At 33.1% G+C, this 26320-nt stretch carries 29 protein-coding genes; 7 read left to right on the top strand and 22 right to left on the bottom strand.

Features of this window, described 5'->3' with window-relative positions:
• Window positions 1-51 precede the first annotated feature (51 nt).
• Window positions 52-2862, bottom strand: a complete 2811-nt coding sequence (locus AC6CH4_RS03290) for a TonB-dependent receptor (protein ID WP_498100124.1) — start codon at window positions 2860-2862, stop codon at window positions 52-54.
• A 231-nt stretch (window positions 2863-3093) separates the two neighbouring features.
• Between AC6CH4_RS03290 and AC6CH4_RS03285 the strand changes: the two genes are divergently transcribed.
• Window positions 3094-4194, top strand: a complete 1101-nt coding sequence (locus AC6CH4_RS03285; protein ID WP_498100122.1) for a DUF4407 domain-containing protein — start codon at window positions 3094-3096, stop codon at window positions 4192-4194.
• Between the two features lie 144 nt (window positions 4195-4338).
• On the opposite strand, the gene AC6CH4_RS03280 is transcribed toward AC6CH4_RS03285, so the two are convergent.
• From AC6CH4_RS03280 to ruvC, 10 genes are all read right to left on the bottom strand, one after another.
• On the bottom strand, window positions 4339-5046 hold the full coding sequence (locus AC6CH4_RS03280; RefSeq protein WP_498100120.1) for a PH domain-containing protein: 708 nt from the start codon (window positions 5044-5046) through the stop codon (window positions 4339-4341).
• 62 nt (window positions 5047-5108) lie between these two features.
• Window positions 5109-5480, bottom strand: a complete 372-nt coding sequence (locus tag AC6CH4_RS03275; protein ID WP_498100118.1) for an MmcQ/YjbR family DNA-binding protein — start codon at window positions 5478-5480, stop codon at window positions 5109-5111.
• An 8-nt stretch (window positions 5481-5488) separates the two neighbouring features.
• Entirely contained in the window at window positions 5489-5839 is a 351-nt protein-coding gene (locus AC6CH4_RS03270; RefSeq protein WP_498100116.1) for a DUF4260 domain-containing protein, read from the bottom strand.
• Window positions 5836-6240, bottom strand: a complete 405-nt coding sequence (locus AC6CH4_RS03265) for a GNAT family N-acetyltransferase (protein ID WP_498100114.1) — start codon at window positions 6238-6240, stop codon at window positions 5836-5838. The genes AC6CH4_RS03270 and AC6CH4_RS03265 overlap by 4 nt, the downstream gene beginning before the upstream one ends.
• 80 nt (window positions 6241-6320) lie before the next feature.
• Entirely contained in the window at window positions 6321-7379 is a 1059-nt protein-coding gene (locus tag AC6CH4_RS03260) for a DUF4421 family protein (RefSeq protein ID WP_498100112.1), read from the bottom strand.
• 50 nt (window positions 7380-7429) lie between these two features.
• A complete protein-coding gene (locus tag AC6CH4_RS03255) occupies window positions 7430-8191 on the bottom strand; it encodes a cyclase family protein (protein WP_498100110.1) in 762 nt (253 codons plus the stop codon).
• 76 nt (window positions 8192-8267) lie between these two features.
• Window positions 8268-8645 (bottom strand): GxxExxY protein, encoded by a 378-nt coding sequence (locus tag AC6CH4_RS03250; protein ID WP_498100108.1) that lies wholly within the window; start codon window positions 8643-8645, stop codon window positions 8268-8270.
• Window positions 8646-8772: 127 nt separating this feature from the next.
• The gene (gene hemW / locus AC6CH4_RS03245; RefSeq protein ID WP_498100106.1) at window positions 8773-9930 is read right to left on the bottom strand and encodes a radical SAM family heme chaperone HemW; all 1158 of its coding nucleotides are present in this window, start codon (window positions 9928-9930) and stop codon (window positions 8773-8775) included.
• A 101-nt stretch (window positions 9931-10031) separates the two neighbouring features.
• Window positions 10032-10403, bottom strand: coding sequence for a four helix bundle protein (locus tag AC6CH4_RS03240; RefSeq protein ID WP_498100104.1), 372 nt, complete (start codon window positions 10401-10403; stop codon window positions 10032-10034).
• Window positions 10404-10501: 98 nt separating this feature from the next.
• A complete protein-coding gene (gene ruvC, locus AC6CH4_RS03235; RefSeq protein ID WP_007804801.1) occupies window positions 10502-11056 on the bottom strand; it encodes a crossover junction endodeoxyribonuclease RuvC in 555 nt (184 codons plus the stop codon).
• A gap of 119 nt (window positions 11057-11175) precedes the next feature.
• On the opposite strand from ruvC, the gene AC6CH4_RS03230 reads away from it, so the two are divergent.
• Window positions 11176-12102, top strand: a complete 927-nt coding sequence (locus AC6CH4_RS03230) for a hypothetical protein (RefSeq protein WP_498100102.1) — start codon at window positions 11176-11178, stop codon at window positions 12100-12102.
• Window positions 12099-13202, top strand: a complete 1104-nt coding sequence (locus AC6CH4_RS03225) for a glycosyltransferase family 2 protein (RefSeq protein ID WP_498100100.1) — start codon at window positions 12099-12101, stop codon at window positions 13200-13202. The genes AC6CH4_RS03230 and AC6CH4_RS03225 overlap by 4 nt, the downstream gene beginning before the upstream one ends.
• Before the next feature lie 270 nt (window positions 13203-13472).
• Here the strand turns inward: AC6CH4_RS03225 and AC6CH4_RS03220 are convergent, their stop codons facing one another.
• Together AC6CH4_RS03220 and AC6CH4_RS03215 are read right to left on the bottom strand one after the other, a co-directional pair.
• Window positions 13473-13958, bottom strand: a complete 486-nt coding sequence (locus tag AC6CH4_RS03220) for a hypothetical protein (protein WP_498100098.1) — start codon at window positions 13956-13958, stop codon at window positions 13473-13475.
• A gap of 44 nt (window positions 13959-14002) precedes the next feature.
• Window positions 14003-14386 carry a hypothetical protein gene (locus AC6CH4_RS03215; RefSeq protein ID WP_498100096.1) on the bottom strand — a complete coding sequence of 128 codons (384 nt, stop codon included), beginning with the start codon at window positions 14384-14386 and terminating at the stop codon, window positions 14003-14005.
• Between the two features lie 46 nt (window positions 14387-14432).
• Between AC6CH4_RS03215 and AC6CH4_RS03210 the strand changes: the two genes are divergently transcribed.
• Window positions 14433-14933, top strand: a complete 501-nt coding sequence (locus tag AC6CH4_RS03210; protein WP_498100094.1) for a DUF456 domain-containing protein — start codon at window positions 14433-14435, stop codon at window positions 14931-14933.
• 283 nt (window positions 14934-15216) lie between these two features.
• Window positions 15217-15819, top strand: coding sequence for a DUF937 domain-containing protein (locus AC6CH4_RS03205; RefSeq protein WP_498100092.1), 603 nt, complete (start codon window positions 15217-15219; stop codon window positions 15817-15819).
• Window positions 15820-15881: 62 nt separating this feature from the next.
• On the opposite strand, the gene AC6CH4_RS03200 is transcribed toward AC6CH4_RS03205, so the two are convergent.
• The 4 genes from AC6CH4_RS03200 to AC6CH4_RS03185 form a co-directional block, all read right to left on the bottom strand.
• Window positions 15882-16790, bottom strand: coding sequence for a pseudouridine synthase (locus tag AC6CH4_RS03200; RefSeq protein ID WP_498100090.1), 909 nt, complete (start codon window positions 16788-16790; stop codon window positions 15882-15884).
• Window positions 16791-17031: 241 nt separating this feature from the next.
• A complete protein-coding gene (locus tag AC6CH4_RS03195) occupies window positions 17032-17988 on the bottom strand; it encodes a geranylgeranylglycerol-phosphate geranylgeranyltransferase (protein ID WP_498100088.1) in 957 nt (318 codons plus the stop codon).
• A 170-nt stretch (window positions 17989-18158) separates the two neighbouring features.
• A complete protein-coding gene (locus tag AC6CH4_RS03190) occupies window positions 18159-19097 on the bottom strand; it encodes a mevalonate kinase family protein (protein WP_498100086.1) in 939 nt (312 codons plus the stop codon).
• 49 nt (window positions 19098-19146) lie between these two features.
• Window positions 19147-20250, bottom strand: coding sequence for a diphosphomevalonate decarboxylase (locus AC6CH4_RS03185; RefSeq protein WP_498100084.1), 1104 nt, complete (start codon window positions 20248-20250; stop codon window positions 19147-19149).
• Between the two features lie 164 nt (window positions 20251-20414).
• On the opposite strand from AC6CH4_RS03185, the gene AC6CH4_RS03180 reads away from it, so the two are divergent.
• Both AC6CH4_RS03180 and AC6CH4_RS03175 read left to right on the top strand, forming a co-directional pair.
• Window positions 20415-20891, top strand: a complete 477-nt coding sequence (locus tag AC6CH4_RS03180) for a TspO/MBR family protein (protein WP_498100082.1) — start codon at window positions 20415-20417, stop codon at window positions 20889-20891.
• Window positions 20892-20927: 36 nt separating this feature from the next.
• Window positions 20928-21923 carry a tetratricopeptide repeat protein gene (locus AC6CH4_RS03175; protein ID WP_498100080.1) on the top strand — a complete coding sequence of 332 codons (996 nt, stop codon included), beginning with the start codon at window positions 20928-20930 and terminating at the stop codon, window positions 21921-21923.
• A 1-nt stretch (window position 21924) separates the two neighbouring features.
• Here AC6CH4_RS03175 and AC6CH4_RS03170 read toward each other — a convergent pair whose 3' ends face one another.
• The 5 genes from AC6CH4_RS03170 to AC6CH4_RS03150 form a co-directional block, all read right to left on the bottom strand.
• Window positions 21925-22659 (bottom strand): BamP family beta-assembly machinery protein, encoded by a 735-nt coding sequence (locus tag AC6CH4_RS03170; RefSeq protein WP_498100078.1) that lies wholly within the window; start codon window positions 22657-22659, stop codon window positions 21925-21927.
• The gene (locus AC6CH4_RS03165; RefSeq protein WP_498100076.1) at window positions 22660-23397 is read right to left on the bottom strand and encodes a BamP family beta-assembly machinery protein; all 738 of its coding nucleotides are present in this window, start codon (window positions 23395-23397) and stop codon (window positions 22660-22662) included.
• 154 nt (window positions 23398-23551) lie between these two features.
• Window positions 23552-24199, bottom strand: coding sequence for an HAD family hydrolase (locus AC6CH4_RS03160; protein WP_498100074.1), 648 nt, complete (start codon window positions 24197-24199; stop codon window positions 23552-23554).
• Between the two features lie 5 nt (window positions 24200-24204).
• Entirely contained in the window at window positions 24205-25413 is a 1209-nt protein-coding gene (locus AC6CH4_RS03155; RefSeq protein WP_498100072.1) for a BaiN/RdsA family NAD(P)/FAD-dependent oxidoreductase, read from the bottom strand.
• A gap of 117 nt (window positions 25414-25530) precedes the next feature.
• The gene (locus tag AC6CH4_RS03150; RefSeq protein ID WP_498100070.1) at window positions 25531-26208 is read right to left on the bottom strand and encodes a glycerophosphodiester phosphodiesterase; all 678 of its coding nucleotides are present in this window, start codon (window positions 26206-26208) and stop codon (window positions 25531-25533) included.
• Window positions 26209-26320 lie beyond the last annotated feature (112 nt).

The raw sequence follows: 26320 nt of genomic DNA, 5'->3' as shown, positions 1-26320 counted from the left end.
TTAGACAGAACCGCAAAGTCCTGTCTAATTTAAGAATTTTATAAATGGTTATTACAAGTCAAATTTCAATCCCAAATTATATCGGGCCTGATAATATTCTGCTTGTTTGGTGTGCGCTTCAACTCCTTGGTAGTAACGCAACGGTTGGTTTGTTAAGTTGTTGGCTTCAGCAAAAACGCGAAGTTGTTTTGTAATTTTGAAAGAAGCATTTGCATCTAAGAAAAATTGCTTGTCATAATAGCTGTCTTTGTAAGATTCAGAACCCAATTCATCTAAATAATCTGATGTGAAGTTGGTTGAAATTCTTGCTGAAAAACGTTTGTTTTCCCAAGATAAAGAACCATTAAACATATGCGGTGTTGTTCCCGGAAGACTGATGTCGTTTCTTTCATTTCCATCTTCATCGGCAATTCCTTTTGCTTTTGATTTTGTATAAGTGTAGTTCAAATAGATTCCAAATCCTTTTAAGAATTTCCCTGGTAAGAAATCCAACTGACGTTGAAACGCAACTTCAAAACCATAAACATCAACTTTATCTCCGTTTCTTGATTGCACGAATGACCAGTTTTCGCCAACCGGAATTGGGTTGATCTGATTTGGAAAATCAGTAGCAAATTTTACGCTGTCGTATTGATTATCGCTATAATTGTAAATGAAATCATTTAATCTTTTGTAGAAAACACCCCCAGAAATCAAACCAACTGATTTGAAATAATTCTCAGCCATGAAATCATAGTTATAAGAATATGTTGCATCAAGGTCTGGATTTCCAGCTGTAATTTCTTTATCTGCAGCAATATTGTTTACATAAGGAGCTAATGCATAATAGTTTGGTCGGGCCAAAGCTGTTGTCGCAGCGGCTCTTAAAACTAAATCTTTTGTGGCATTATATTGAAATGAAATGCTTGGCAATAAATTAGTGTAAGAGTTTGTATTGTTGATTTTGCTCTCTAATTCTTCTTCATCCAAAACTCTGTTTCCTGTATAATCAATATGAGTGTTCTCTAAACGGAAACCTAAAACCATCGAAAGTTTGTCGTTAAAATCCTGATCCCATCTTACATAAGCTGCATAAATATTTTCCTTAGCGTTGTAATTAACCGCCAGATATTCTGATGGACTTGCCTCTTTATCAAACAAAGCAGGATTATTCAAGTCTAAACTTCCTAAAAAGTTAGCCGAAGCAAAAGTTCCCGGAACATATTTACTTCCCGGATTAAATTTGATACCATCGTAATAACTTGTTGAAACTTCAGATAATAACCCCATTCCGTCATTGATTGGCTCATAAGAATAGAACATATTGTTTCTTTCTTTTTCTTTCAAACGAAGTCTAAGACCGGTTCTCAATCGTCCTTTTTCAGATGGAATAATCGTGAAAGGAAAACGAATGTTGATTTTTGCACCAAATTCACTTTCGCTTGTTTCATCTGTATTTTCAGTAACCGAATCAAATTCAAATTCATCTGTAGATTCGCCAACGGCTGTCATTAAAGGAAATCTTGGATCAGATAAATCTTCCATCATTTCTAAACCTTTCTGACGGTATTCGATATAACGTTCCTGCGGACGATATTCTCTCGCTTTTGCATAATTTGCAGACCAGTCTAAGTCTAATTTAGAGTTGATCAAATGCTCTCCACGAATCGAATAATTTTGAACACGCTGATCTTCTAATCTTCTGTTTTTGTTTCTGTTGTTGTCAACTCCACCTTTTGTCTGACGTTTTACACGACCTTCAAAACCAATAATTTCTTCTCCATTATAAAGAGGTTCAATATCGTCATAAGTAGTTCTGAAACGGTTTTCTCTATCGTCTCTCCAGTTGTAAATGGCATTAGCGAAAATCGTATTATTTTCATCAAATTTATAATCTAAAGCTACAGAACCGCTTCGGCGAATACGTTGCACATCATATTTTCGAACTTCAGAAGCTTGTAAATATTCATTTCCGAAATCATCTTTTACCCATTCGTTTTCGATATTATCAGATCCGTAATCTACATTATTGTATGACCCACTGAAAACGGCTCCTAATTTATTGTCAAAAAAACAATTTCCGTAAACTAATCCTGCAGTGTAAGAAGCATGCTCGCGAATTGGCAAATAACCTCCAGCAAGTGTTGCTGAGATTCTTTCGCCATTTGGAGTTGCTCTTGTAATTAAGTTTACAGAACCTCCAATTGCATCGGCATCCATGTCTGAAGTTAAAGTTTTGTTTACTTCAATAGTCGAAATCATATCAGATGGAATCAAGTCCATTTGTACGTTTCTGTTGTCTCCTTCTGCAGATGGAATTCGGTCTCCATTCAAAGTTACCGAGTTCAATGACGGAGCCAAACCTCTAATAATAATATTTCTGGCTTCACCCTGATCATTTTGCATTGTGATACCCGGAACACGTTTTAAAGCGTCTCCAACGTTAGCATCAGGAAAACGCCCCATTTGATCAGATGAAATTACGTTTCCAATATTTTTATTATTTTTTTGTTGATTTAAAGCTTTAGCCTGACCTTTTAAAATGTCTCCAACAACCACTTCGTTCAATTCTGTTCCTGAAGTTTTAAGTGCAAAATCAATAACGTTATTTTTTCCTGCTTCTACTTTTATTTCCTGAGTTATAGCAGTGTATCCTATATATTTTACCTGAACCTGATAAGTTCCTTCGTTAATGTTAAGCAATTCAAAACGACCATTGTAATCTGAAACGGTGTATTTGTTTTCGCCTACAATCTGAATCATTGCTCCAGGCAACGGAAGTTTGTCATCAATATCTAATACTTTTCCGGAAATTATGGCTTTTTGAGCGTATCCTGAAAAGGCAAATAACATAAAAGTTAGTAATAAATAAATTTTTTTCATTTTGGTTTAGTTTGATTTGTTGCGAAACTATAACCTTAGTGTTACTAAAACCCTTTATAGAAATTAACATACTGTTATGATTAATCTTATAAAAAGCAAACTTATTAATGTTTAAATAACTTTAATCAACCTAAATAATCTGGTCGCAAGTAAAAACAAATCAACTATTTACCTCAGAATTAAATTTTTGGCGCTAAATTTGCCCTATCAATCAATCAAAAATCATCAATCATGTTAAAACAATTTTTTATCCTTTGTTCTGGCGCCGACAGAGATCTGCTCGAAGGCTGTTCAGAAGGCGAACAAACCAAATATGTTGGTATTGGGGCCACCGTTTTTTTTACCGCAGTTATGGCTTTCCTTGCCAGTGCTTATGCACTTTTTACTGTTTTTGATTCAATTTATCCCGCCCTTATTTTTGGATTTGTCTGGAGTTTACTGATCTTCAATTTAGACCGATTTATTGTTTCGACTATCAAAAAAAGAGATCGTTTCATGGATGAATTTCTGCAAGCGACTCCCCGAATTATATTGGCTATTATTATTGCAATCGTAATTTCGAAACCATTGGAAATTAAAATCTTCGAAAAAGAAATCAATACTGTTTTATTGAAGGAAAAAAACGAAATGGAATTGGCCAATAAAAAACAAGTTGGAAATTATTTCAAATCAGATTTAGATAAAAACAAATCAGAAATTGCTTCTTTAAAAGCAGATATTGTAAAGAAAGAAAAAGAAGTAAACGCTTTATATTCCACTTACATTACAGAAGCTGAAGGAACTGCCGGAACTAAAAAATTAGGGAAAGGCCCTGTTTATAAAGAGAAACGCGAGAAACACGACGCCTCTTTAAAAGAATTTGCTGAATTAAAAACAATCAACGAAGCTAAAATTGCTGAGAAGGAAAAAACAGGCAAACAATTACAAGCTGATTTAGATAAAAAAGTTTCGCAAACGCAACCTATTATTGAAGGTTTTGATGGTTTAATGGCACGTATAAATGCGTTGAATAAATTGCCATGGATGCCATCATTCTTTATAATGCTTTTATTTTTAGCAATCGAAACTTCTCCAATTATTGCCAAATTATTAGCACCAAAAGGTGAATTTGACATCAAACAGGAAGAAGCAGAAACGGCTATGAAAGCGACGTTAGAGCAAAACAAATACCAACGCGAATTGCTGATTAAAACGAGCGCTGAAATGCATGACAGAGTTTATGCTGATATTGCAGAGGATAAAAGCCTGTACGATCTGCAACGTAAAAATGCAAAGGAATTATTAGAACTGCAATCCAATAGTTTTGTAGAAAAACAGAAAGCTACACTTTAAAATTTAACCGCAAAGTTCGCAAAGATTTTACGCAAGGTTCGCAAAGTTATATAAAAAGAAAACCATCAGCCCAGCTGATGGTTTTTTTTGCTTTTCCTTGTGTACTTTGCGTAAAATCTTTGCGAACCTTGCGGTTAAGCCTTATTACATATAACTCAAAATGTCTTTTTTATAAGCATCATATTCACCTTGCATGATCAATCCGTTATCAAGAAGTTTTTTATAATTCTGTAATTTATCAAAAAGCTCTTCTTTAGATAATTCACTTAATTTGCGTTCTCCTGAAGGTTGTGCTGGCTGAATTGGCTCAAAAGTTTCTGTGTAAGAAGGCGTTGTAGCTGGCATAATTTCAGCATAATTGGTCACCTCTTCTGTTTCAACTTCTTCAACTGCTTCTTCTTCCTCTTCATATTCTGGTTCAACAACTTCCTGAATAGGTGTTGCAGTTATAACTGGGTTTTTCAAGATGTCCAATTGTTCTTTGGCGTAAGTGAAAATCTTTCTGGCCTGAATTTTCGGAATATAATCGATAGAAGCCTGAATATCAGTTTTTGTAGAAAAAGAAAACTCTGAACCTAAAATATTTTCTTTTACAAAAGTACCCACGATTTCATCCCAGGTGTAATCTGTAAAGTCCATTGAAAGACCTAAGTTTTTAGGTTTGCAGATAATAATTCTTTTGTTTGTTAATACAATACTATCTGGAAAAACAGTAATTGCTGGTTTTTTTTGAACCGCGATATATCCAACTTCTTCACCTTTCATCAATAAATCATTGAGTTTTGAAGTGATTTTTTCAATCGCTTTTGGATCTTGTTCTTCGTTTAGAAATTTTTTAAATTGTTCTTTCATGTTTGATAAATTGCTAAGTAACTGAGTTGCTAAGTTTTTGATTGACGTTGCAAATGTAATGCCTAATTTTCTAATTCGATAATTTCGTTCTGAATTTTCTTTGTCAAACTTTTGAAAACCAATTCATACGAATGATCGATGAGTTCTTTTATAAAAGCTGTCGACAAACTGCTATTCAGCGCAATAGTATTCCAGTGTACTTTGCTCATATGAAAACCTGGTTTTATCTCATCATATTCGGCTCGTAGTTCCTGGGCACGTTCAGGATCACATTTTAAATTGACCGATGGTTCGTTCTTTTCCCATTGCGATAGGGAAGATAAAGCAAACATTTTTCCGCCCACTTTAAAAACCAATGTGTCTTCATCAAAAGGAAAATGTTCGCTGACACCTTTTTTCGAAAGACAATATTCGTAGTATGTTTCTAGATTCATAATCTTTATTATTTACCAATTTCACCTAAATGTGTGTACTTAAAACCACTTTCATATTTTAAACCGTAACCAAATATCCGATCCATTGCTGAATGTGAAAATAAAATAATTCCAATCAATTGTAAAAGTTCAAGTTTTAAATAGTAACCTAAAATATAAACTAAAATCGCGATTCCACGATGATGAAATATATTGTAGAAAAATGCTCCGCTCTTATTTCCAAAGACATAACCAAACATTGATAAATCTGGAGCTAAGATTAAAATTAAAAACCACCACCATTCAAAATTTAAAAGGCTAAATAAATAAATTCCGAGGATAAATAATCCTAATTCTTCAAGTTTGATTATTGTTTTCATAATTTCTTTTCCATCATTTTTTCGGGATGTTCCAAAGCTTTAAAACCAAATTTCTCATATAAAAAATGGGCATCGGTTGTGGCCAATCTCCAAATTTGAATGTTTTTTAAAATGGATTCGTTCATCATGTTTTCAATTAAAATAGATGAGTAGCCTTTACCACGATGTTCCTCAGTCATAAAAACGTCCATTACATATCCAAAAACCACATAATCTGTAATTACGCGTGCGAAACCAATTTGTTTGTCGTCAAGATAAATTCCGAAACAAACCGAAGCATCAATGGTAGTCTGCACCTCTTCAATCGTTCTTCCGGCGGCCCAATAAATGTCTTTTAGGAAGTTTTGTATGAAGGGAACATCAAGTTTGGTTTTATCAGTCGAAACGGTAATTTGATTCATGTTTTTTGAATAGTTTCTGAGTTGCTAAGATACTAAGAGGACTTAGCTTCTCAGAATCTTAGAACCTTAGCAACTTTGTATTACATTTTAATTTTATTGTCAATTTTTTCAACGGGTTTTGCAATAAAACCCGGTGCATCAAATCGGTAACCAAAATACAATAATCCGTAAACTTTATCATTACTAATCCTATTGTTTTTGTCTTCATTATAAGAACTGACGCTGAAATTTAAACTGGCGCCAAAAAGTATTCGATCCGAATTATATCCCATCTTTAAGCCTCCATCTAAATTTCTGGTGAAATAGGTTTCTTTCTCTATCGTTTCAACTCCGGCATCTTTACTTTTATCCTTCATGAATTTTACTCCAATGGATGGAGATAAATTGGGAGCGATATAAAAATTTTTATGGATAATAAAATTGTAATAATATCCCGCGGCAAGCTTAAGGTCAAACTCTTTTTGTTTGCCATCGAGATCATCTGATTTAGATCGGATCGTGTTGTAACTATAAATCAACGACGGAAGAAAACTTCCGGCGCTCTTTTTTTGCCATTCTGTAAATGAGGTAATGCTTTTAAGAGAGAATTTAGGATTAAAAAGATAAGAAGTCGACATTCCTAATTGCAAGGTTTTAAAATCCGGAAATTGAATATAAGGATCTTTTCCTTCAATCCAGGTTGGATCAAACTCAGACATGTTGGCAACATAATAGCCTTTTGTTTTGCTGTAATTTACGGTTTGAAGCCATCTTCCTAAAAAGAAACGAAAGTTATAATCTGAGAAAGTAGATTTTCCTTTGAGGTCTTCGTCTTTATTTCCGCCAAAAAACTTCGGGTAAAATCCGTAACTGAAACCGATGAATTTATAATCGACACTTAGAAATAGTTTGTAGCTATTATTGGTTTCCAAATCCAGATTTGATCCCTTTTTATTATTGAGCAAATAATTGTCGCTTTGGGTGCTCAAATTTGCTCTGATCATTATTTTATCCGGATAATAAATAAAATTAGCTGTATCTAGAGGTTTCTCATTTTGGCTATAAAGTGAGGAGAAATTCAGGAAAAAAATCGTCAGAAAAATACATATAAGCGTATACTGATTGGTCTGATTTGCGATTTGTTTTGTAGCTGTTTTCAATTCAAAAATAGTTACTTAATTAGTACTAATATAAAACTAGTAATTAATAATCAATAATTTACTATAGAATATAAAATAGGTTTGCTCGGACTTGCATCGTTTTCAAAAGAGGCGATTTGTAGGTTTAAAACGTAATTTCCATCCTGAATTTCGTCCGGAACAAATATCATTTCTGTAATCGTTGCATTGAATTGTGCGTCGGTATTTAATTGATGTGTGTCTTTGACATTCCAAAACGCTTTATGAGCCAATAATTTTCCTTCGTCATGCTCTTTGTCAACACTTGGCAAATCGATCAGTAAATGCTGAATTTCGCTTTCGCGGATGAAAATCGCCGCTTCCTCAGATAAATAAGGCGGATTTGTATTGGAATATTTTCTTGATTTTTTCTCCTTTTGATTTGGAAGAGTTCTGATAATAATGGCTTCTGTTTTTGTTCCATTTAAAGAAGCCGAAATTTGATCTTTTGTAATAACGAAATCCTCTCCAATCTTTTCAGGTTCAATTGTAATCAATTTAGCAAAAAAGAAAAATCGCTTTAAAGCCTGATTGATGCTGTAAAAATCATTTGTAATATGGCCCAGACATTCCGTATGCGTACCATGTCCGTGCGGATTAAAGAAAATATTATTGAAGTTAGTCGATGATTTCCCGTCCGAAACTTTACCAATCCAATCGCCAAAAACAACGGGTTCAATAACCGGTTTTTCGATGTACCAGGCAATTGGATTTTCGTCTGTATTGGTTAACGGAATAGAAATATCAATGGGTTTTGATAAGTCGATTTCGAAGTTGTTGATTTTTGCTAGCATGATTATTTAACCGCAAGGGTCGCTAAGGGTTTACGCAAGGTTCGCAAGATTTATTTTTTGCTTCTAAATTTAGAATCTATAGTTTATTTACAACTCTCTTAATCCCGTTTTTTATTAAAATGACATTAAAATTTAGCAATAAACCTAATTTGCAATCTGTTAATTTTAAATAGGTCAACAGTTGAGCAAAATGAATTTCATTTAAAGCATCAACTGATTTTATTTCCAAAATTAATTTATTTTCAACTATAATATCTAATCGATAGCCAATTTCTAGTTTTATTTCTTCGTAAATTAATGGTAATGGTTTTTGTTTTTCAATTCTTAAACCTGTCTTCTTCAATTCAAAATAGAGGCATTCTTCATAAGCGCTTTCTAAAAGTCCCGGGCCTAAAGTTTGATGGACTTTTAAAGCACAATCAAAAACGATTCTTGATAATTCATTCTCTGACATAAAGTAACCTTTAATTATATTTTTAATGTTTGTAAAAATACAATTAAATTTATAAATATAAGATTATTCTTATATATAAAAAGCTTTGCGACCTTTGCGTAAACACTTAGCGCACCTTGCGGTTAAGCTATTCTTCCAAATTTAAATAAAATAAATCTGAAGCAATTCCATCCGTTAAGAATTTTCCTTTTGCAGTTGGTTTTAGAATGTTATTTTCGATTGAAAGTAAATCATCGTTTAAGAATTTCTGACTTTGTTTTTGTAGATAATCCAAATATTCCAAACCAAATTCCTTTTCAATTCGTTCTAAGGAAACGCCCCAAATCGTTCGCAATCCCGTCATAATATATTCGTTATAACGATCCGATTTTGAGAGGATTTCAGTTTCAATCGGTAAAATATTTTCCTGAATCGATTTCAAGTAAAGTGAATTATTCGCCACATTCCAGCCTCTTTTTTCGCCGTCATAACTGTGTGCAGAAGGACCGATTCCGATATATTTTTTTCCTAACCAGTACGCCGAATTGTTTCGGGAGAAATAATTCTCTTTCCCAAAATTCGATAATTCGTAATGTATAAAACCATTTTTTTGAAGGGTGTCGACCAAAATCATAAAATGATTCGAAGCGACTTCGTCTTGTGGTTCAGCAATTTTTCCGGTATCAATTAGTTTTCTCAAGGCTGTTTTCGGTTCAACTGTCAAAGCATAACTCGAAATATGCGGAACACCAAAACTTAAAGCGGTTTCAATATTTTGCTTCCACATTTCATCGGTTAATCCTGGAATTCCGTAAATCAAATCCAACGAAATATTATCAAAATATTTGACAGCTTCTTCTAAACATTTTTTGGCTTCCGCTGAATTATGCGCACGATTCATCATTTTCAAATCGTCTTCATAAAAAGACTGAATCCCGATACTCAAACGGTTTATCGGACTTTTGGATAATGCTAAAATACGCTCAGAAGACAAATCATCCGGATTGGCTTCCAACGTAATTTCCGGATTTTCTGAGACTTTATAGTTTTTGTAAACTTCTGAGATTAGAAAGTTTATTTCTTCGTTTGACAATACAGAAGGAGTTCCGCCGCCAAAATATATGGTTTCAATTTGATTGTCACTTCGAGCGGAGTCGAGAAGTTCAAACTCATTTTTACGCATGCCGATTTCTTTGGCCAAAGCCAAAACCATTTCATCTTTCTTCTTCATCGAAGTTGAAAAATGAAAATCGCAATAATGGCAAGCCTGTTTGCAAAAAGGGATATGAATGTAGATACCGCTCATTTTAGTATTCAGTGTTCAGGTTTTTAGTGTTCAGATTTTAGTGTTCAGTGTTCAGTTTTTTAGTATTCAGATTATAGCAATAACTAAAAACGGATCACTGATTACTCCTTTCTGACTCCAAACTTCTCTGGGTTTAGTAGCATATAGTTTAATAATTTGCCTATTTCAATACTTTCGGATAAAAGTTGATTATACGATTCGTTTGAGATATATTTACAATTAAGGGCGAATTCCAGCCAAACTTGTGTTTCAGAATTTTCACCATCAGAGTCAGTTAATTTACTATAAAAATGTTTCGGATAAATACGTTTTCTGTAAGCTTCAGCGATAGTAACTGGAACACTTCTGGATGAACGTCTAATTTGATCTGTTAATGAATAGGTTTCCTCTTTCGGAAACTGTTTTGTAATATTAAATATCTTCATTGCTAAAGAAAAAGACTTTTTGTAAGCCAGTAAATCTTGAAATTTCATTATGTTTTTTATTCATAACGATTGTTTTGTAAGAAAATTATACATAAAAAATTCTTTTATAGCTAATAACTGATCACTATAAATCTGACCACTGAATACTACTTCCTCACTTTGTCTTCATTTTGTTTCACAAAAGCATCCCAACCCGAATAACTTTTCCCGGCTACAATTTTTCCGGAATTAAAGAAATGACAAACGGCTGCTGCCAAACCATCGGTTGAATCGAGATTTTTTGGTAATTCTTTTAAACCTAAAAGCTGTTGTAGCATTTTGGCAACTTGTTCTTTGCTGGCATTTCCATTTCCGGTAATGGCCATTTTTATCTTTTTTGGTTCGTATTCTGTAATCGGAATATCTCTTGAAAGTCCCGCAGCCATGGCAACGCCTTGCGCACGTCCTAACTTTAGCATCGATTGAACATTCTTTCCGAAGAAAGGCGCTTCAATCGCAATTTCGTCTGGATGATGCGTTTCGATTAATTCGATGGTACGCTCAAAAATGATTTTTAGTTTTTGGTAATGATTGTCATATTTGGACAATTGCAGTTCGTTCAACTGCAAAAACTCCATTTTTTTATTGGTGACTTTTATCAATCCAAAACCCATGATTGTGGTTCCTGGGTCGATTCCTAATATGATGCGTTCTTTTGTCAAGGAGTTTTTTGTTTCAAGTTTCAGGTTTCAAGTTTCAGCTCTAGAAAATTGACTCATTTTCTAATTTTCTAATTGGCACATTCTCATTGCCACCTTTTCAAATTGATTACTTTTGCGGCATGATTTCAATTCCTCACAAAGCTAAGCAATTCCTAGTTCTTCTGATCAAACTTTTGATTGTAGGCGGTGCATTTTATTTTATTTACAATCAGTTGGCAAACAACGATAAACTCGATTGGCAAAAGTTCATTGTATTGTTTCGTAAAAATCAATCGGTTTTAGGAATTGGATTTATATTGCTTTTGAGTGTTTTGAATCGGTATTTCGAGATTTTAAAATGGCAGAATCTGGCAAAAGTTATTCATCAGATTTCTTTAGGAGAAGCGACAAAACAAGTTTTAGCCGCATTAACTGCCGGAATTTTCACTCCAAATGGAGTAGGAGAGTATGCCGGAAAAGCGTTGTATTACCCGAAATCTGAAGCTAAAAATGTCATTTTTCTGAATTTAATCTGCAACGGAATCCAGATGATTTTGACAGTGATTTTCGGAACAATCGGTTTACTTTTTCTAGGCTACTGGAAATGGGTTCTAATAATAATCGCAATATCTATTTTCTTTCTTCTATTTTCTATTTTCTTAAAAAGTATAAAAATCAAAGGTTATTCCATCGAAAAACTGATTCAGAAAATTAATGAGATTCCGAAACCAATTCATCGGAAAAATATACTGTTAGGAATCTTGCGTTATTTGGTTTTCTCACATCAATATTACTTTTTATTTTTAGTTTTTGACGTCAATTTGCCTTATTGGACTTTGATTTCAACCATTGCTGTTGTTTACTTTTTGGCATCTTCACTACCAACTTTTCAGTTTTTAGATTTTGCCGTGAAAGGAAGTGTTGCGGTTTATTTCTTCGGAATATTACATGTAAACGAATGGATTGTGGTTTTTATAAGTACATTAATGTGGTTTTTAAATGTGGTGTTACCAGTGGTTTGGGGAAGTTATTATGTGCTGAATTTTAAAACAAAAACGATAGAATGATTTTGGTTTTATTTTCCATATTGCTAATTTATTCTATCAGTATAAGTATGTTGATTTTTGGCTTTAGCCGAATAAAAAAATATCAAAAGGCAGCTTTAGTGCCAAAAACGAGTTTTACGATTATAGTTCCGTTTCGAAATGAAGAAGAAAACCTTCCGAATCTTTTAGATAGTTTCTCAAAATTAAATTATCCAGCAGAGTTGTTTGAAGTTATTTTAGTTGATGATAGTTCTCGGGAAAAATTTCAAGTTTCAGGTTTCAGGTTTCAGGTTTCGGTAGTTGACAACATGAGAGCATCAAATTCTCCTAAAAAAGACGCTATTACAACAGCAATGCAGCACGTAAAAACCAATTGGGTAATTACGACTGATGCGGATTGTCTTGTTCCTGCAAACTGGCTTTTAACGTTCGATAATTATATTCAGGAAAATCAGGTTTCGATGTTGGCTGGAGCTGTTTCTTATAATTGTGAAAATTCATTTTTGCATCATTTTCAGCAATTAGATTTAACGAGTCTGCAAGGCGCTACAATTGGAAGTTTTGGAATTAGTAAGGCTTTTATGTGTAATGGAGCTAATTTTGCGTATACAAAATCTTTGTTTGAAAAACTTAACGGATTTGACGGAAATAATAAAATTGCCAGTGGTGATGATGTTTTTTTATTGCAAAAAGCAGTAGAAAAATTCCCAAAAGAAGTTCATTATTTAAAAGCTGAAGAAGCGATTGTAACAACCAAACCAGCAGAAAATTGGAAATTGTTATTTTATCAAAGAGTACGCTGGGCAGCCAAAACAAGTTCTTATAAAAGCACTTTCGGGAAGTTTTTAGGGTTGATTGTTTTCTTCGGAAATCTGAGTTTTGTAATCGGATTTTTCTTTTTACTGTTTGGAATTTGGTCGTATCCAATTTTTGTTTTGTTCGCCTTTTTTAAATTTGGGATTGATTTTGTTTTGCTTTACATCTCGAATCAATTCTTGATAAGAAGCCGAATTAAAAGCGTGTTTTTGAGTAGTTTACTTTATCCTTTTTTTAGTTCGGCTGTGGCCTTGTACAGTTTGTTTGGTTCTTATGAATGGAAGGGAAGAAGATTTAAAGTTTAAATCCCAATTTTATAAATTCCAAATTCCAGAACGTATAAACGCAATCTTGTCATCTTGACAAAGATTACAGTAGAAGTTCTAAAAGAAATTTGCCAATCGTTGTCGAGTTCCGAGTGTGATCCCTCGTTCCTCGGGATGACAAATAAAACGAAGCGTCTTTTGAAAAGGAGTGCCCTAGCCCTGATAGCAGCGGTATCCTTTTTCTTGCTCCTTTAGCAAGGAAAAGATACAAGCGGATAGCAGGAAATAGCTCCTTAAAATTCTGATGATTTATTTCTGATCTTTAGCCTTAATAATAACAGGCAGAATAAATTGCGTTTTTACGGGAATGCCGCGTTTGATCGCAGGATTTACTTTCGGGAAATCGACTAAACGGGCGTGCAGAATGCTGTCAATTTTGATGGTATCGTAAGCAACAGAATCTTTAGGAAACTGTGGTTCGAATTTCATCGTTGCATTTGGAAAAACGGTTACTTTGACTTCGATGGTGTCCAATTCCGGATAAAGAATTGATAAAGTGTCAATGTCTAGTTTCGCCTCAATAAGTTGTCCCATAACCTCAAAAAAACATTGTTGACGCAGTTTTTTGTCGGCTATTTTTTCACATTCGGCGACTGACGGATATTCGTCAACTTCTTTCCAGTTAATTGCTTTTAATTCTTTTTGAAGTAATTCTTTTTCAGACGGAACCTGCTTCTCAAAATATTGACAAGAATTAAAAAAGATAAAAACTAAAAAAATAGGAAACTGCTTCAAGGTTTTAATATTGATTGTAAACGAATTAGATTATAAAAATACGATTATTTTTTTTGAGATGCTTTGTATTGCAAATATTCTTCGTAGCTTTCTGAGAGCCATTTTTCTTTGTTTGTCGCGGCAATTTCTTTCTGATCAGGATATAAATGCGCCAAGCGATCTGAAAAAGTGGCAATCTGAACCGTATAATTGTAAAATTCGGTTTTTGTTAAAGTAATATTTGGATCATTTTTTCGATTAAAATACTCGAAGAAAAGGGCATCAAATTCCTTCATAGAAAAATTTAATACTTTTTTCTTATTACTTTTATAAATACTGTCCTGAAGTAATTGATCATCGACAGATAGTTTTTTAACTTGTGCATATGCAATATTATTGATCGGGCAGATCAAAAAACAAATAAAAAATAATTTTAAAAGTCTAAACATTGTCTAATTTTTCTGACGGCTTGAAGACAAATTTACAAAAAAATATATGGATTTACTACTGTTTACACTTGGATTTATATGCATTATTGTTGGGATTTTTGGTAGTTTTCTGCCCGTTTTGCCTGGTTTATCGAGTTGCTGGGTTGGACTGCTATTATTGTACTTAACAAAGGCTGTCGAAAATAATTATTGGGTTCTGGGCATAACTCTTTTAATAACTATTGTAATCACAGTTCTGGATTACATAATTCCCGCAAAGGGAACTAAAAAATTTGGCGGTAGTTCGTACGGAATTTGGGGAACCAATATTGGTTTAATTGTAGGGATTCTTTCTCCAATTCCTTTTGGCGTTATCATAGGGCCATTTGTTGGGGCACTTATTGGAGAACTTATTTATGACTCCAAAAACCACAAAAGAGCGTTAAAAGCTGCTACTGGATCTTTGCTTGGTTTTCTGGCTTCTAGTTTTATTAATTTTATGTTTTGTATTATTTTTCTAGGTATTTTTATACATATAACATGGGAATATCGAAACTTATTATTTTAATTATGTAACATTGCCCTAAGTTTTTTCCTATTTTTTTAAAATTTTAATGTAAGGCTTTAACTTTTTTTAAAAAATATTTTCTTTTTATTTTGATAACGAAAGGGTTATGTTTATTGGTGATACGAAGTTTTTGCCCAAAATAAATGTTAAATTCACCATTAAATTTTTAACTTAATCTTTGGAAATGTTAAAATATTTTATATTTTTATCCTGATAAACGATAAAAAAGCCCCTTTTATCGATTATTTTGAATTAATTTAAATAATTTTTAAATGATTAAATTATGACTCCTAACCTACAAATTGAACTTAGACGTTTTATTTCTTCTAATGTTGTTTCAAAATTGAACAAGTTTTATTTTGAAAATGATGCACTTTTAATAAAAGGAATCGATGTATCGATCGGAACCGTTTTAATGGGATTGTATAATAGGGCCGAGGAGTCGGGTTTTTACAAAGAACTTACCACATTAATTGCAGAGGATTCCACCTTTTATCAGGAAGTCGATTTTGCATCAGGCAGAATCTTATCAGTTGACGATTGTTATCGTTTAGAAGGAAACGCGTTATTGAAAGGAATTTTCACGGAAAAAAAAGGAAGAATTTCTGAAATGATTTCAAACGAAGTCGGAATCAAAAGCGAAACCGCAAGAGAAATACTTAACTTCTCAGCATTACTAGTAGTTTCTTACCTTAAGAACAACCTGCAGTTACTAGACAGTTTAAAATTACTTCTTGAAGAACAAAAAAGAGAAATTTTAAACAGCATTCAACCCGGAATCAAAATTATCTTAGGATTTTCATGTCATGAAGTAGTTGAAGACAAAAATCAAACCATGGGAAGATCTATTTTTACCCTTTTCGGACACAACTTTTTCAGTTTCTAAATAAAAAAATCCCATCTTACAAAAGTAAAACAGGATTTATATTCTTGAATTTGAATCGTTTCTTAAACGTTTTTCAAATTGATAATTTCTTGTTCGGTCAAAAAGCGCCAATTACCTCTTGGTAAATTCTTTTTGGTTAAACCGGCAAAAGAAACACGATCTATACGTAAAACATCATAATCGAAGTTTTCGAAAATAGCGCGAACCACTTTTACATTCGATGAACGTAATTTAAGACCAATTTCGCTCTTTGGCTCATTATCAATATAACTAACTTCTTCAACAAATACGCGGTGTCCGTCAAGAACCAAACCTTTGCTGATTTTTTCTAAATCCTCAAATTTTAAGTTTTTGTCTATTGAAACCTGGTAAATTTTGGACGATTTCTGACTAGGTAAAGTAAATTTACGAATCATATCTGTATCGTTGGTGAATAACAACAAACCAGTAGTGTTTTTGTCCATTCTTCCAATCGGAGCAATTTTTGCTGTGGTAGAACCACGAACCAATTCTAAAACGTTACGATATTCCTGACCTTCGTCAAGTGCAGTGGTAAAGTTTTTAGGTTTGTTCAGTAAGATGTATTCTTTCTTTTCAGGAGTTAGAGTAACGCCGTCAAAATTTACAACATCGTCTAATTTTACTAAATAACCCATTTCAGTAACCGGAACGCCATTTACTTTAACGTTTCCAGACTGAATGTATATATCGGCATCACGACGCGAGCAAACACCTGAATTAGAGATGTATTTGTTCAAACGAATCTCGTCTGCAGCTTTCTGTCTTTTCGGAGCCTGATTTTGTTTTTTAATTTTTTCTGCTTTTTCTTCTTCAGCAGCTTTAACAGCCGGCTTCACTTTTTTTGGCCCTTGCGCACGCTTCGCCATAGGAGGTTTTGGCTTGCTAGAGTTTGATTTCGAGCTGTTTGGTCTCGAACCACCTCTTTTATTATTGCCTTCCTTATTGTTCATAAATTCTGTAATTTGTGCAAAGATAGTTTATTCTTGCTAAATAATCTTAAGTTCATTGTTCTTAGATTAATAGCTGTTGTTTTTAGGCGTTTCAGGAGCGTCATAATTGACTTCTTTTGAGGATTTTGAAGTAAGCTGTTTCGCAGAGATTCACAAAGTTAAACAAGGAGTTACACAAAGTTTTAAAAAAATCTCTGCGAATCTTTGTGGAATTCTCAGTGAATCTCTGTGTAATAATTTACTAAAACCTGGAAATAAGAGCTTTCCCGTGCCACAATACACTGGGATTAATCAAAACAATGCAACAAACACCTGAAACAATCAGGAATTTCAAAACATTATGAAGCAGTAGGTATTGTTCTTTTGAATTCGATTTCCATAAATAAATCAGGAAAAAAAGCAACACTCCAAAACAGACATAAAAGTAAATGTCCATATAGCCAACATCATAAACGTTGATCAAAACATACACCGGAAGTACAGTCAAAATGGTCAAAACCGTAATAATTTGTTTAGAAACCGTTTCGTTATAAAGTATCGGAATTGTTCTGTAATCGTTTGCTAAGTCGCCTTTTAAGTTTTCTAAGTCCTTTATCATTTCCCGAATCAGCAATAATAAAAACAAGAAAACTGCATGTGCTGAAATCACCATAAAATGACTCATATGGTCTTCAATTTCTTCAAATGAAATCTTGTTGTAGAAATATAAAAGAATTGCAAAAAAGGGTATAACGGCCATGAATGCAGCCATTAAATTGCCAACGATTGGATATTTTTTAATTTTATGAGAGTAAAACCAAATCAGAAAAATATAAGCCGAAAAGAATAAAAAAGCACGCCAGGAAACAATGAACGCCATCAAAACAGCAATGAAATTCAAAGTAAAATAAACGGATAATTTTGTTTTCTGACTTACCAGCCGGTCCAACATTGATTTATTGGGGCGATTGATTAAATCCTTCTGGCTGTCGTAAAAATTATTGATAATATAACCCGAAGCAATAGTGATTGCAGAAGCAAAAACAATTAGAAATAAATTAAAATCAAGCAAAATATCCAGTGCTCTTTTCTCTGGAGCCAGGATGAAAATAGCAGATAAATATTGTGCTAAAACAATAATTGGAATGTTATAGCCTCTCACGACAGAGAACAAACTAACAATTTTCATTACTAAAAGTTTGTGCTGTCTGCTTAACATTTTAAAATTTAAGTTTGGGATTATGACGTAATTTAAGATTTTTTGCTGAAGTTGTATTTTAGTTAAAGTTAATTTTAACAATTTAGAAATGTTTACTAATTCGTTTCTACACCACTAAACAATAAAATCATTGTACTAAAACAATAAAATCTAAAAAAAGTACTTAATTTTTAGAACTGATAAACTACTTCTAATTTATAGTCTTTTAAAGAAGCTTTAGCGCGTTCTAAATCTTCGGTAAAACCAAGAATATAACCGCCACCGCCAGAACCGCAAAGTTTTAAGTAGTAATCGTTAGTGTCAATTCCGTGTTGCCAGATTCCATGAAATTGCTCCGGAATCATTGGTTTGAAGTTATTTAAAACGACCTTAGAAAGCTTTTTAGTATTGGTAAACAAAGATTTCATGTCGCCATGCAAAAAGTTTTCTACGCAGGCATCTGTATATTTAACAAATTGGTTTTTAAGCATCGCACGGAAACCTTTGTCTTTTAGGTTTTCCATGAAAATGTTTACCATTGGAGCCGTTTCACCTACAATTCCTGAGTCTAATAAAAAAACAGCGCCTTTTCCGTCAAAACTTTGAGTCGGAATTCCGGTTGCTTCAATATTATCTTTAGAATTGATTAAAATCGGAATGCTTAAATAACTGTTTAAAGGATCTAAACCAGAGCTTTTTCCGTGGAAAAAACTCTCCATTTGAGAAAATATATTTTTTAGTTGTAGCAGTTTTTCGCGAGTTAAATTCTCTAAAACTGTTATTTTGTGAGTCGCATATTTATCGTAAATCGCAGCAACCAAAGCACCACTGCTTCCAACTCCGTATCCTTGTGGAATACTTGAATCGAAATACATTCCGGTTTCAACATCATTTTTCAAAGCCGCCAAATCAAAAGCAACCAAATCCGGTTGTTCAGTCTGTAAAGTCTCAAGATAAGTTGCAAAACGTTTTAAACTTGCGTTTGATGCTATTGCTTCTGTCGAAGGATCTTCGATTCTCTTCAAAGCACCATTGTAAAAATTATAAGGAATAGAAAGTCCTTTAGAGTCACGAATGATTCCGTATTCTCCAAAGAGTAATATTTTTGAGTAAAATAATGGTCCTTTCATAATGTATTTAAAGTCTAAAAATCTAAATTTTAATTAAAGATACGGAAAATTATAATGCAATTGATCCTTCTCCAATTTCATCGCAAATGTACTGACCATTCTGACAAAATACAACTAATTCGTCCTTAATAAATTGTAATACTTTTTCGCTAACGTTTTCGGGATAAAGTACATGCACATTTGCACCCGCATCAAGCGTAAAACAAACCGGAATCTGGGTTTCATTTCTGAATTTCCAGATCGCATTGATGATTTGCAAAGTGTTTGGTTTCATTAAAATAAAATACGGCATTGAAGTCATCATCATAGCGTGCAAGGTCAACGCCTCACTTTCAACAACTTTAATGAATCCTTCCAGATTTCCACTTTCAAAAATGGCAATTAACTGATCCAGATTTTCATGTGCCTGAGCAAAACGTCTTTCGGCATATGGATGATCGTGCATCAAGTCATGTCCAACTGTACTCGAGACTTGTTTTTCTCCTTTATCAACTAATAAAATTGTATCCTGATAATTCTTAAAATTCTCATGAATAGCATATGGAAATTCAACCCCAAATAAATCTGAACTTCCTTCAATATTTGCCTGATTTCCCCAAACCACAACATTTCCTTTTACACTTCTACAGGCACTTCCAGAACCTAAACGTGCTAAAAATGATGCTTTTTGATAGAAGTAGTCATCTGCCATTTCAGGATTCAGCACTTTCTCCAAACTCATGAAATTCATTGCCAAAGCCGCCATTCCTGATGCAGAAGAAGCTATTCCGGAACTGTGTGGAAACGTATTTTGCGTATCAATTGTAAAATGATATTCTTTCAAAAATGGAAGATAAACTTCAATTCGTTCTAGAAATTTCTGAATTTTTGGTTTAAAATCTTCTTTTGGTTTTCCTTCAAATAGTAAATCAAAAGAAAATGTATCGTTTGTCACATTGAGCGAAGTCGAAATGTCTTTTTTCGTAAAGCCCAACTTCGTAATCGTTTTACAGTTATTCAACGTAAAACTAACTGAAGGATTTGCCGGAATTTGATTGTCTTTCTTTCCCCAATATTTTACTAGTGCAATATTGCTGGGAGCGCTCCACTCAAAATTTCCGTTTTCGATTGTAGAAGTATATTTTTTAGGAATAAAATCAGTTGTTGTAAACATGAAATATAAATTTTGGCAAAGATAGTTTTTAAAATATTTCACCATATAAGTTATATAAGAAAATGTAAGCGGGACTAAAACTAAAATGAACTTATATGACTTATGTGGTTTAAACTTTCTTTTTAGTTATTTTTGAATAAAAAAGAAATAAAAAAGAAATAAAAATGAACAAAATAACACGAATCGCGATCGCTGTAATCGTTTGTTTAGCGGTAGGATATTCTTCCTCTACTTTTACTAAAGCAGGGGTGGAGACTTGGTATCCAACAATTTTAAAACCAAGTTTTAATCCGCCAAATTGGGTTTTTATGCCCGTTTGGACGTTGCTTTTTATTTTAATGGGAGTTGCAGCCGGTTTAGTTTGGGATAAAATAAAGGAGCAAAACGAAGAAGTAAAAAAAGCTCTGGGTTTCTTTTTGGCCCAATTGATACTAAATGCAGTGTGGTCGTATATTTTCTTCGGATTAAAGAACCCAATGTTAGCTTTAGTCGAAATTGTGCTGTTATGGCTGATGATTTATGAAACGTACTTAAAATTCACCAAGATCAATAAAACTGCTGGTTATTTACTGATTCCTTATATGGCTTGGGTAAGTTTTGCAGGAATTTTGAATGCTAGTATTTGGTGGTTGAATCGATAAATTTTAGTTTCAGGTTTAATTAATCCGTTTTACTTTATGAATAAATTCAGGGCATTTTTGGTTATTTTGATTTTGGTTTCGTTTAAGTCTTTTGCCTGTTTAAATGGTGAAACTAAGATTCTTAAGAATGGAGCTTATGTTTATATAGATTATAGAGGGCTTGTTCCACACGGACATCATTTTTTAAGTAGGGAATTTCCTCAGATTATAAAACAACTTGACAGCTTATATAGAAAGACAAATGATATTGATTATTTGTCTGATAAAGGATATGTTTTAATTGTTCAAAAAAAGTATGACGAAGCATTAAAATTGTATTTGAACATTGAAAAAATTAAGCCTAATCGATATTCAACAGCATCAAATATTGGAACTCTTTATGAGTTAATGGGAGAAAACCAAAAAGCGTATAATTGGATTAAGAAATCTATCGAAATAAATCCTGAATCACATAATGGTTCTGAATGGTTACATCTTAATATATTAAAAGCAAAGATTGAAAAGATTGACGATGCTAATTTGGGACAATTTTTAATAAACAATAGTTTTGGCAAAGATGTAATTCCAAAAATAGATTTGCCAAAAGCAACATTAAAAGAGTTAGCCAATTCAATTTATTATCAGGTTAATGAGCGTATGAGTTTTATAAAACCAAAGGATAAAATTATTTCAACTCTTCTCTTTGAACTTGGTAATGCGGTTAAGATAATTGGGGAAAATGAAAATGCGATACAAATTTATAATTTATCTAAAGAATATGGTTTTCAAGATGAATTAGTTAATCAGAGAATAATTTATTGCTATCAAAGTAAAAATAAATATGTTGAAAAAGAAAATCAGAAATTATACGAAAATATTACAAAGGTAAAACGAAGTAAACAAGGTGTTGATGTTGATTACGTTGATCAAATAGAAAGCGGATTAATTATTTTATCCATTATAGCTGCACTTTTATTAATTGTTTCAATTATCCTTTATTTGAAATTGAAGAATCTAAGGGATTATATTCTTCTAAATGATTTTTCGAAATAGTTTAGTTTTTAATCTCAACTTTCAACTTCTTAAATTCATCATTTTTAGCAGTCAAAAAATCCATTGTTGCCAAAATATTAGGATGGTCTAGTAGTGTTTTAGATTTTGGATCGGCATCACAAAATTGAAGAAAAAGTTCTTTTTCTTCAGCGTTTAATTTTAAATCTTGAGAAAAAAAAGTTTCCGGAACTGATGTCTGGACAAGTTTTTTAAAGTCAATCTTTTCTATTTTCTTTTTGGGTTTTTCTTTTTCTTTTTTAAATAAATCAGAAATTAGACTCCCAACTGCTATAAAATTTACACCATTTGTAATAGTTCCGTCATAAACTCCTGTATATTTTTGCAAAGAGCGAGACGGTAATACAGTTGAACCTTCGCCAGCAGCGCCTACATGAGGAAAATTTATTTTTGTTATTACAACTTCATCTAATTCTTCTGGCTTTAAAATCATATTAACCACAAGATTATTAGTTTCAATATTTTGAGATGTTACTTTTAATCTTGAAAAGAGATAATCCTTAGAAAAGAAAATCAAACTGTCTTTTACATTGGCCAAAATATCGAACTCCCCTAAACTGTTTGTAGTTGTGCTGGTTTTAGCTGTTTTATTAATAACCTCGATGCCTTTGAGAACGGAGTTTTGAGAAAGAACTTTTCCATGAAGTAATTTTTCTGTTTGAGAAATAGAAAGTTGGTAAGTGAAAAAAGAAATTGTTGTGAGTAATTTTACTTTCATCTAATTAATTTTTTTCGTTTCCAATTTCTTAAACTCTTCATTTTTAGCATATAAAAAATCCATTGTTGCCAAAACATTAGGATGCTCTAAAAGTGTTTTAGATTTAGGGTCGGCATCGCAGAATTTTATAAAAAGTTCTTTTTCTTTAGATGTAATATTTAAGTTTTTAAGAAAAAACTCAGGTGGACAAGAAGTGATAATTAGTTTTTTGAAAAGGTCATCATGAGGCTCAATTTTTTTCTTCGGTTTGTCAAAAATTGGGTAACTAAAATTCATAGCATTTTTAATTTTACCATCATAAACAGTAACCTTTGTAGTAACATTATCAAATTGCTTGCGAATTTTAATTTTATTTATTTCTTCTCTATTATTTGCGATCTTTTTAAGTTCAGTTTTGTTAAAAACAGATCTTGAAACTACGACATTCTCCAATTCTTCGGCTTTTGGATTCATCTCAATAATGAGATAGCTTTTTTCCAGATCTTTCAAAGTTAGCTTCAATCTTGTAAATAAGTAATCCTTTGAAAAAAACAATAAACTGTCCTGCTCTTTTGCTAAAATAGAAAACTCTCCCAATTCATTTGTTCTCGTACTAGTTTGGGCATTTTTGTTTATGACTTCAACATTTTTAAGTACGAGTTCTTGAGAAATGACTTTTCCGTGAAGAAGTTTTTCCGTTTGAGAAATAGAAAGTTGGTAAGTGAAAAATGAAATTGTGGTAAGTAATTTTACTTTCATCTAATGGTATTTAGTTGATAGTAAAATTATTAGAATTGTCTTAACGAAAACTTACAGAATCTGTAAATTCTTGTTAATTCGGTTTTTTTGAAGTTTTCAGTCACAGTCACAGTTTTCAGAAGGACTGCGACTGAAAACTGCGACTGTGTACTTTTTATAAAATCTCAATTAAATCTGAAGGTGTATTTATGATCAATTTTGCGCCGCTGGCAATCAGTTCTTCTTCCGTTCTGTAGCCCCATGAAACACCAAGCGGAAACATATTGGCATTGGTTGCTGTTAGCATGTCAATATCAGAATCGCCTATAAAAATGATTTCTTCTGTTTTTAAATTCCAGTTTTTGCTTATTTCAAGTGCTTCAAACGGATTAGGTTTTTTAAGCGCTTCGGTACTTAAACCAACGGCAGTATTAAAATAATCCGGGAATATTTCTGATGCTATCTTTTTCGTAAGCTCATCTGCCTTGTTTGAGAAGACCGCTAATTTGATATCTCTTGAAACTAAATTATCCAGCAATTCAACAATTCCTGCGTAAGGTTTTGTTTTGAGCGTACAAATTTCACGATAGGCTGTAATCATATTTTCGAAACAAACTTCGATTTCATTTTCAGAATTGTTTGTTGCAGGTAAAGCTTTGCTTACCAGATTTCGCAATCCGCTTCCGATAAAATATTGATAAGCATCATAAGTATGCGTTGGATAATTTAGATCAGTTAACACAGTATTCATTGCATCTGAAATGTCTTCTAATGAGTTGACTAAGGTTCCGTCTAAATCAAAAATAATTCCTTTGTATTTCATTTTTTTTAAATATTATTGGCTAAAATAAACCCGCTTGTCCAGGCATTCTGAAAGTTAAAACCTCCGGTAATTGCATCAATATTTACTATTTCGCCTGCAAAATATAGGTTTTGATGTAATTTACTTTCCATGGTTTTAAAGTTGATTTCTTTTAAATCGATTCCGCCGGCTGTTACGAATTCTTCTTTAAAAGTACTTTTTCCGTTTACCTGAAATTTTGCTTTTGTGAGTTGAGAAGCTAAATTCTGTAATTGTATTTTAGATAGATCAGCCCATTTTGTTTCCGGCTCAATTTCAGAAGCTAAAACCAAACTTTCCCATAAACGATTCGGAAAGTCGAAAGGAGATTTTTTTGAAACGGCTTTTTTGGCGTGTTCCTGTTTTAAGTCTTTTAGTATTTTCTCCGCATCTTCGGTATCGACATCATTTAACCAATTCACGAAAATCGTAAACTGATAATTTTTGTCGAATAAAATGCGTGCGCCCCAAGCTGACAGTTTCAGAATCGCAGGGCCGCTCATTCCCCAATGGGTGATTAATAAAGGTCCAGTTGATTCTAGCTTGGTGTCTTTTACGTTTACGGTAACTTGTGCCGCAACGCCGGGCAATTCTTTAATACGTGAATCTTTTATGTTGAAAGTAAACAGGGAAGGGACAGGGCTCACAATCGCGTGTCCTTTCTCCTGAAGCATTTCCCAGATTTTAGGATTGCTTCCGGTCGACAGAACTAATTTTTCGGCTATAAATTTATCGTTTTGAGTGTCGATTTTCCAATGATTTTCTGCTTTGTAAATCGATTGTACGCTTTGACCCGTCAACACTTTTATGCCTAATTTTTCTGTTGCTTTTAAGAAACAATCAATTATGGTTTGAGAAGAATTGGAGACCGGAAACATTCTTCCGTCGTCTTCGATTTTTAGTTCAACACCATGTTTTTCGAACCATTCAATGGTATCTCCAGAACAAAATTGATGAAAAGGACCGCGAAGTTCTTTTTCACCACGCGGATAAAATTTGACCAATTCATTCGGTTCAAAACAGGCGTGCGTTACGTTGCATCGTCCGCCACCGGAAACGCGGACTTTAGAAAGTACTTCTTTCCCTCTTTCTAAAATGGCAATTTTTAGTTTCGGATTTTTCTCTGCAATATTTATCGCCGTAAAAAAACCTGCAGCGCCTCCACCAACAATTAGGATGTCGAAATTTTGAGTCATATTATTTTTTTTGCCACGAATTTCACGAATTGGCACTAATTTTTTCTGCCACAGATTTCACAGATTCAAAGGATTTTAAATCTGTGTAGATCCTTTAATCTGTGGCTATATTTTTCTTTATAATTTATCTGGAAAATCAGTGATTATTCCGTCTACTTTAAAACTTTTTATTTTTTGAATATCTTCCTCGATATTTACTGTCCATGGCAAAACCAGAAATCCTTTTTTTTGTATTTCAGGAGTGTTTTCCTCATTCAATAAATGATAATAGGGGTGAATGGCCTTTGCTTTTATTGTTTCGGCGAAAGCCAAAGCCAAATCAAGATTGGTTTCTGTCAAAACGCCAATCGGAATTTTTGAATCGAAATTATGAACTTCCTGCAAGGTATTCCAATCAAAACTCGAAACAATAAAATGATCGTAACTCCATTTTTTTTCTGAAACATATTCATCAATGAGAGAAACGACCTTTGTTAATGTATCTCCATTTTTCAATTCTATATTGATGAAACATTTTTTGTTTACCAAATCAAAAACTTCATTTAAAGTTGGAATTTCATGCTTTTCAGCAATCAAAAACGATTTTAACTCCGGCAAAGATAAGGTATTTACAAAACCTTTTCCGTTGGTCATTTTGTCGATAGTTTCGTCGTGAATTACGATTATATGTCCGTCGGCACTTAAGTGAACGTCGAGTTCGATTCCGTCAGCATTTAGGTCTAATGCTTTCTGAAAGGCTTGTAAAGTATTCTCGGGTTCGTAGCCTTTGGCACCGCGATGTGCAATCTTGAGCATGTCTTGAGAGTTTAACCGCAAAGGTCGCAAAGTTTTACGCAAAGTGCGCTAAGGATTTATTAAAAAAGTTTGCCACGAATTTCACAAATCTCCACGAATTAATTTATCATAT

This window comes from Flavobacterium sp. GQ95, assembly GCF_059758655.1.
The sequence above is the reverse complement of the archived record's forward strand: the minus strand, read 5'-3'. Positions and strand labels throughout refer to the sequence as shown.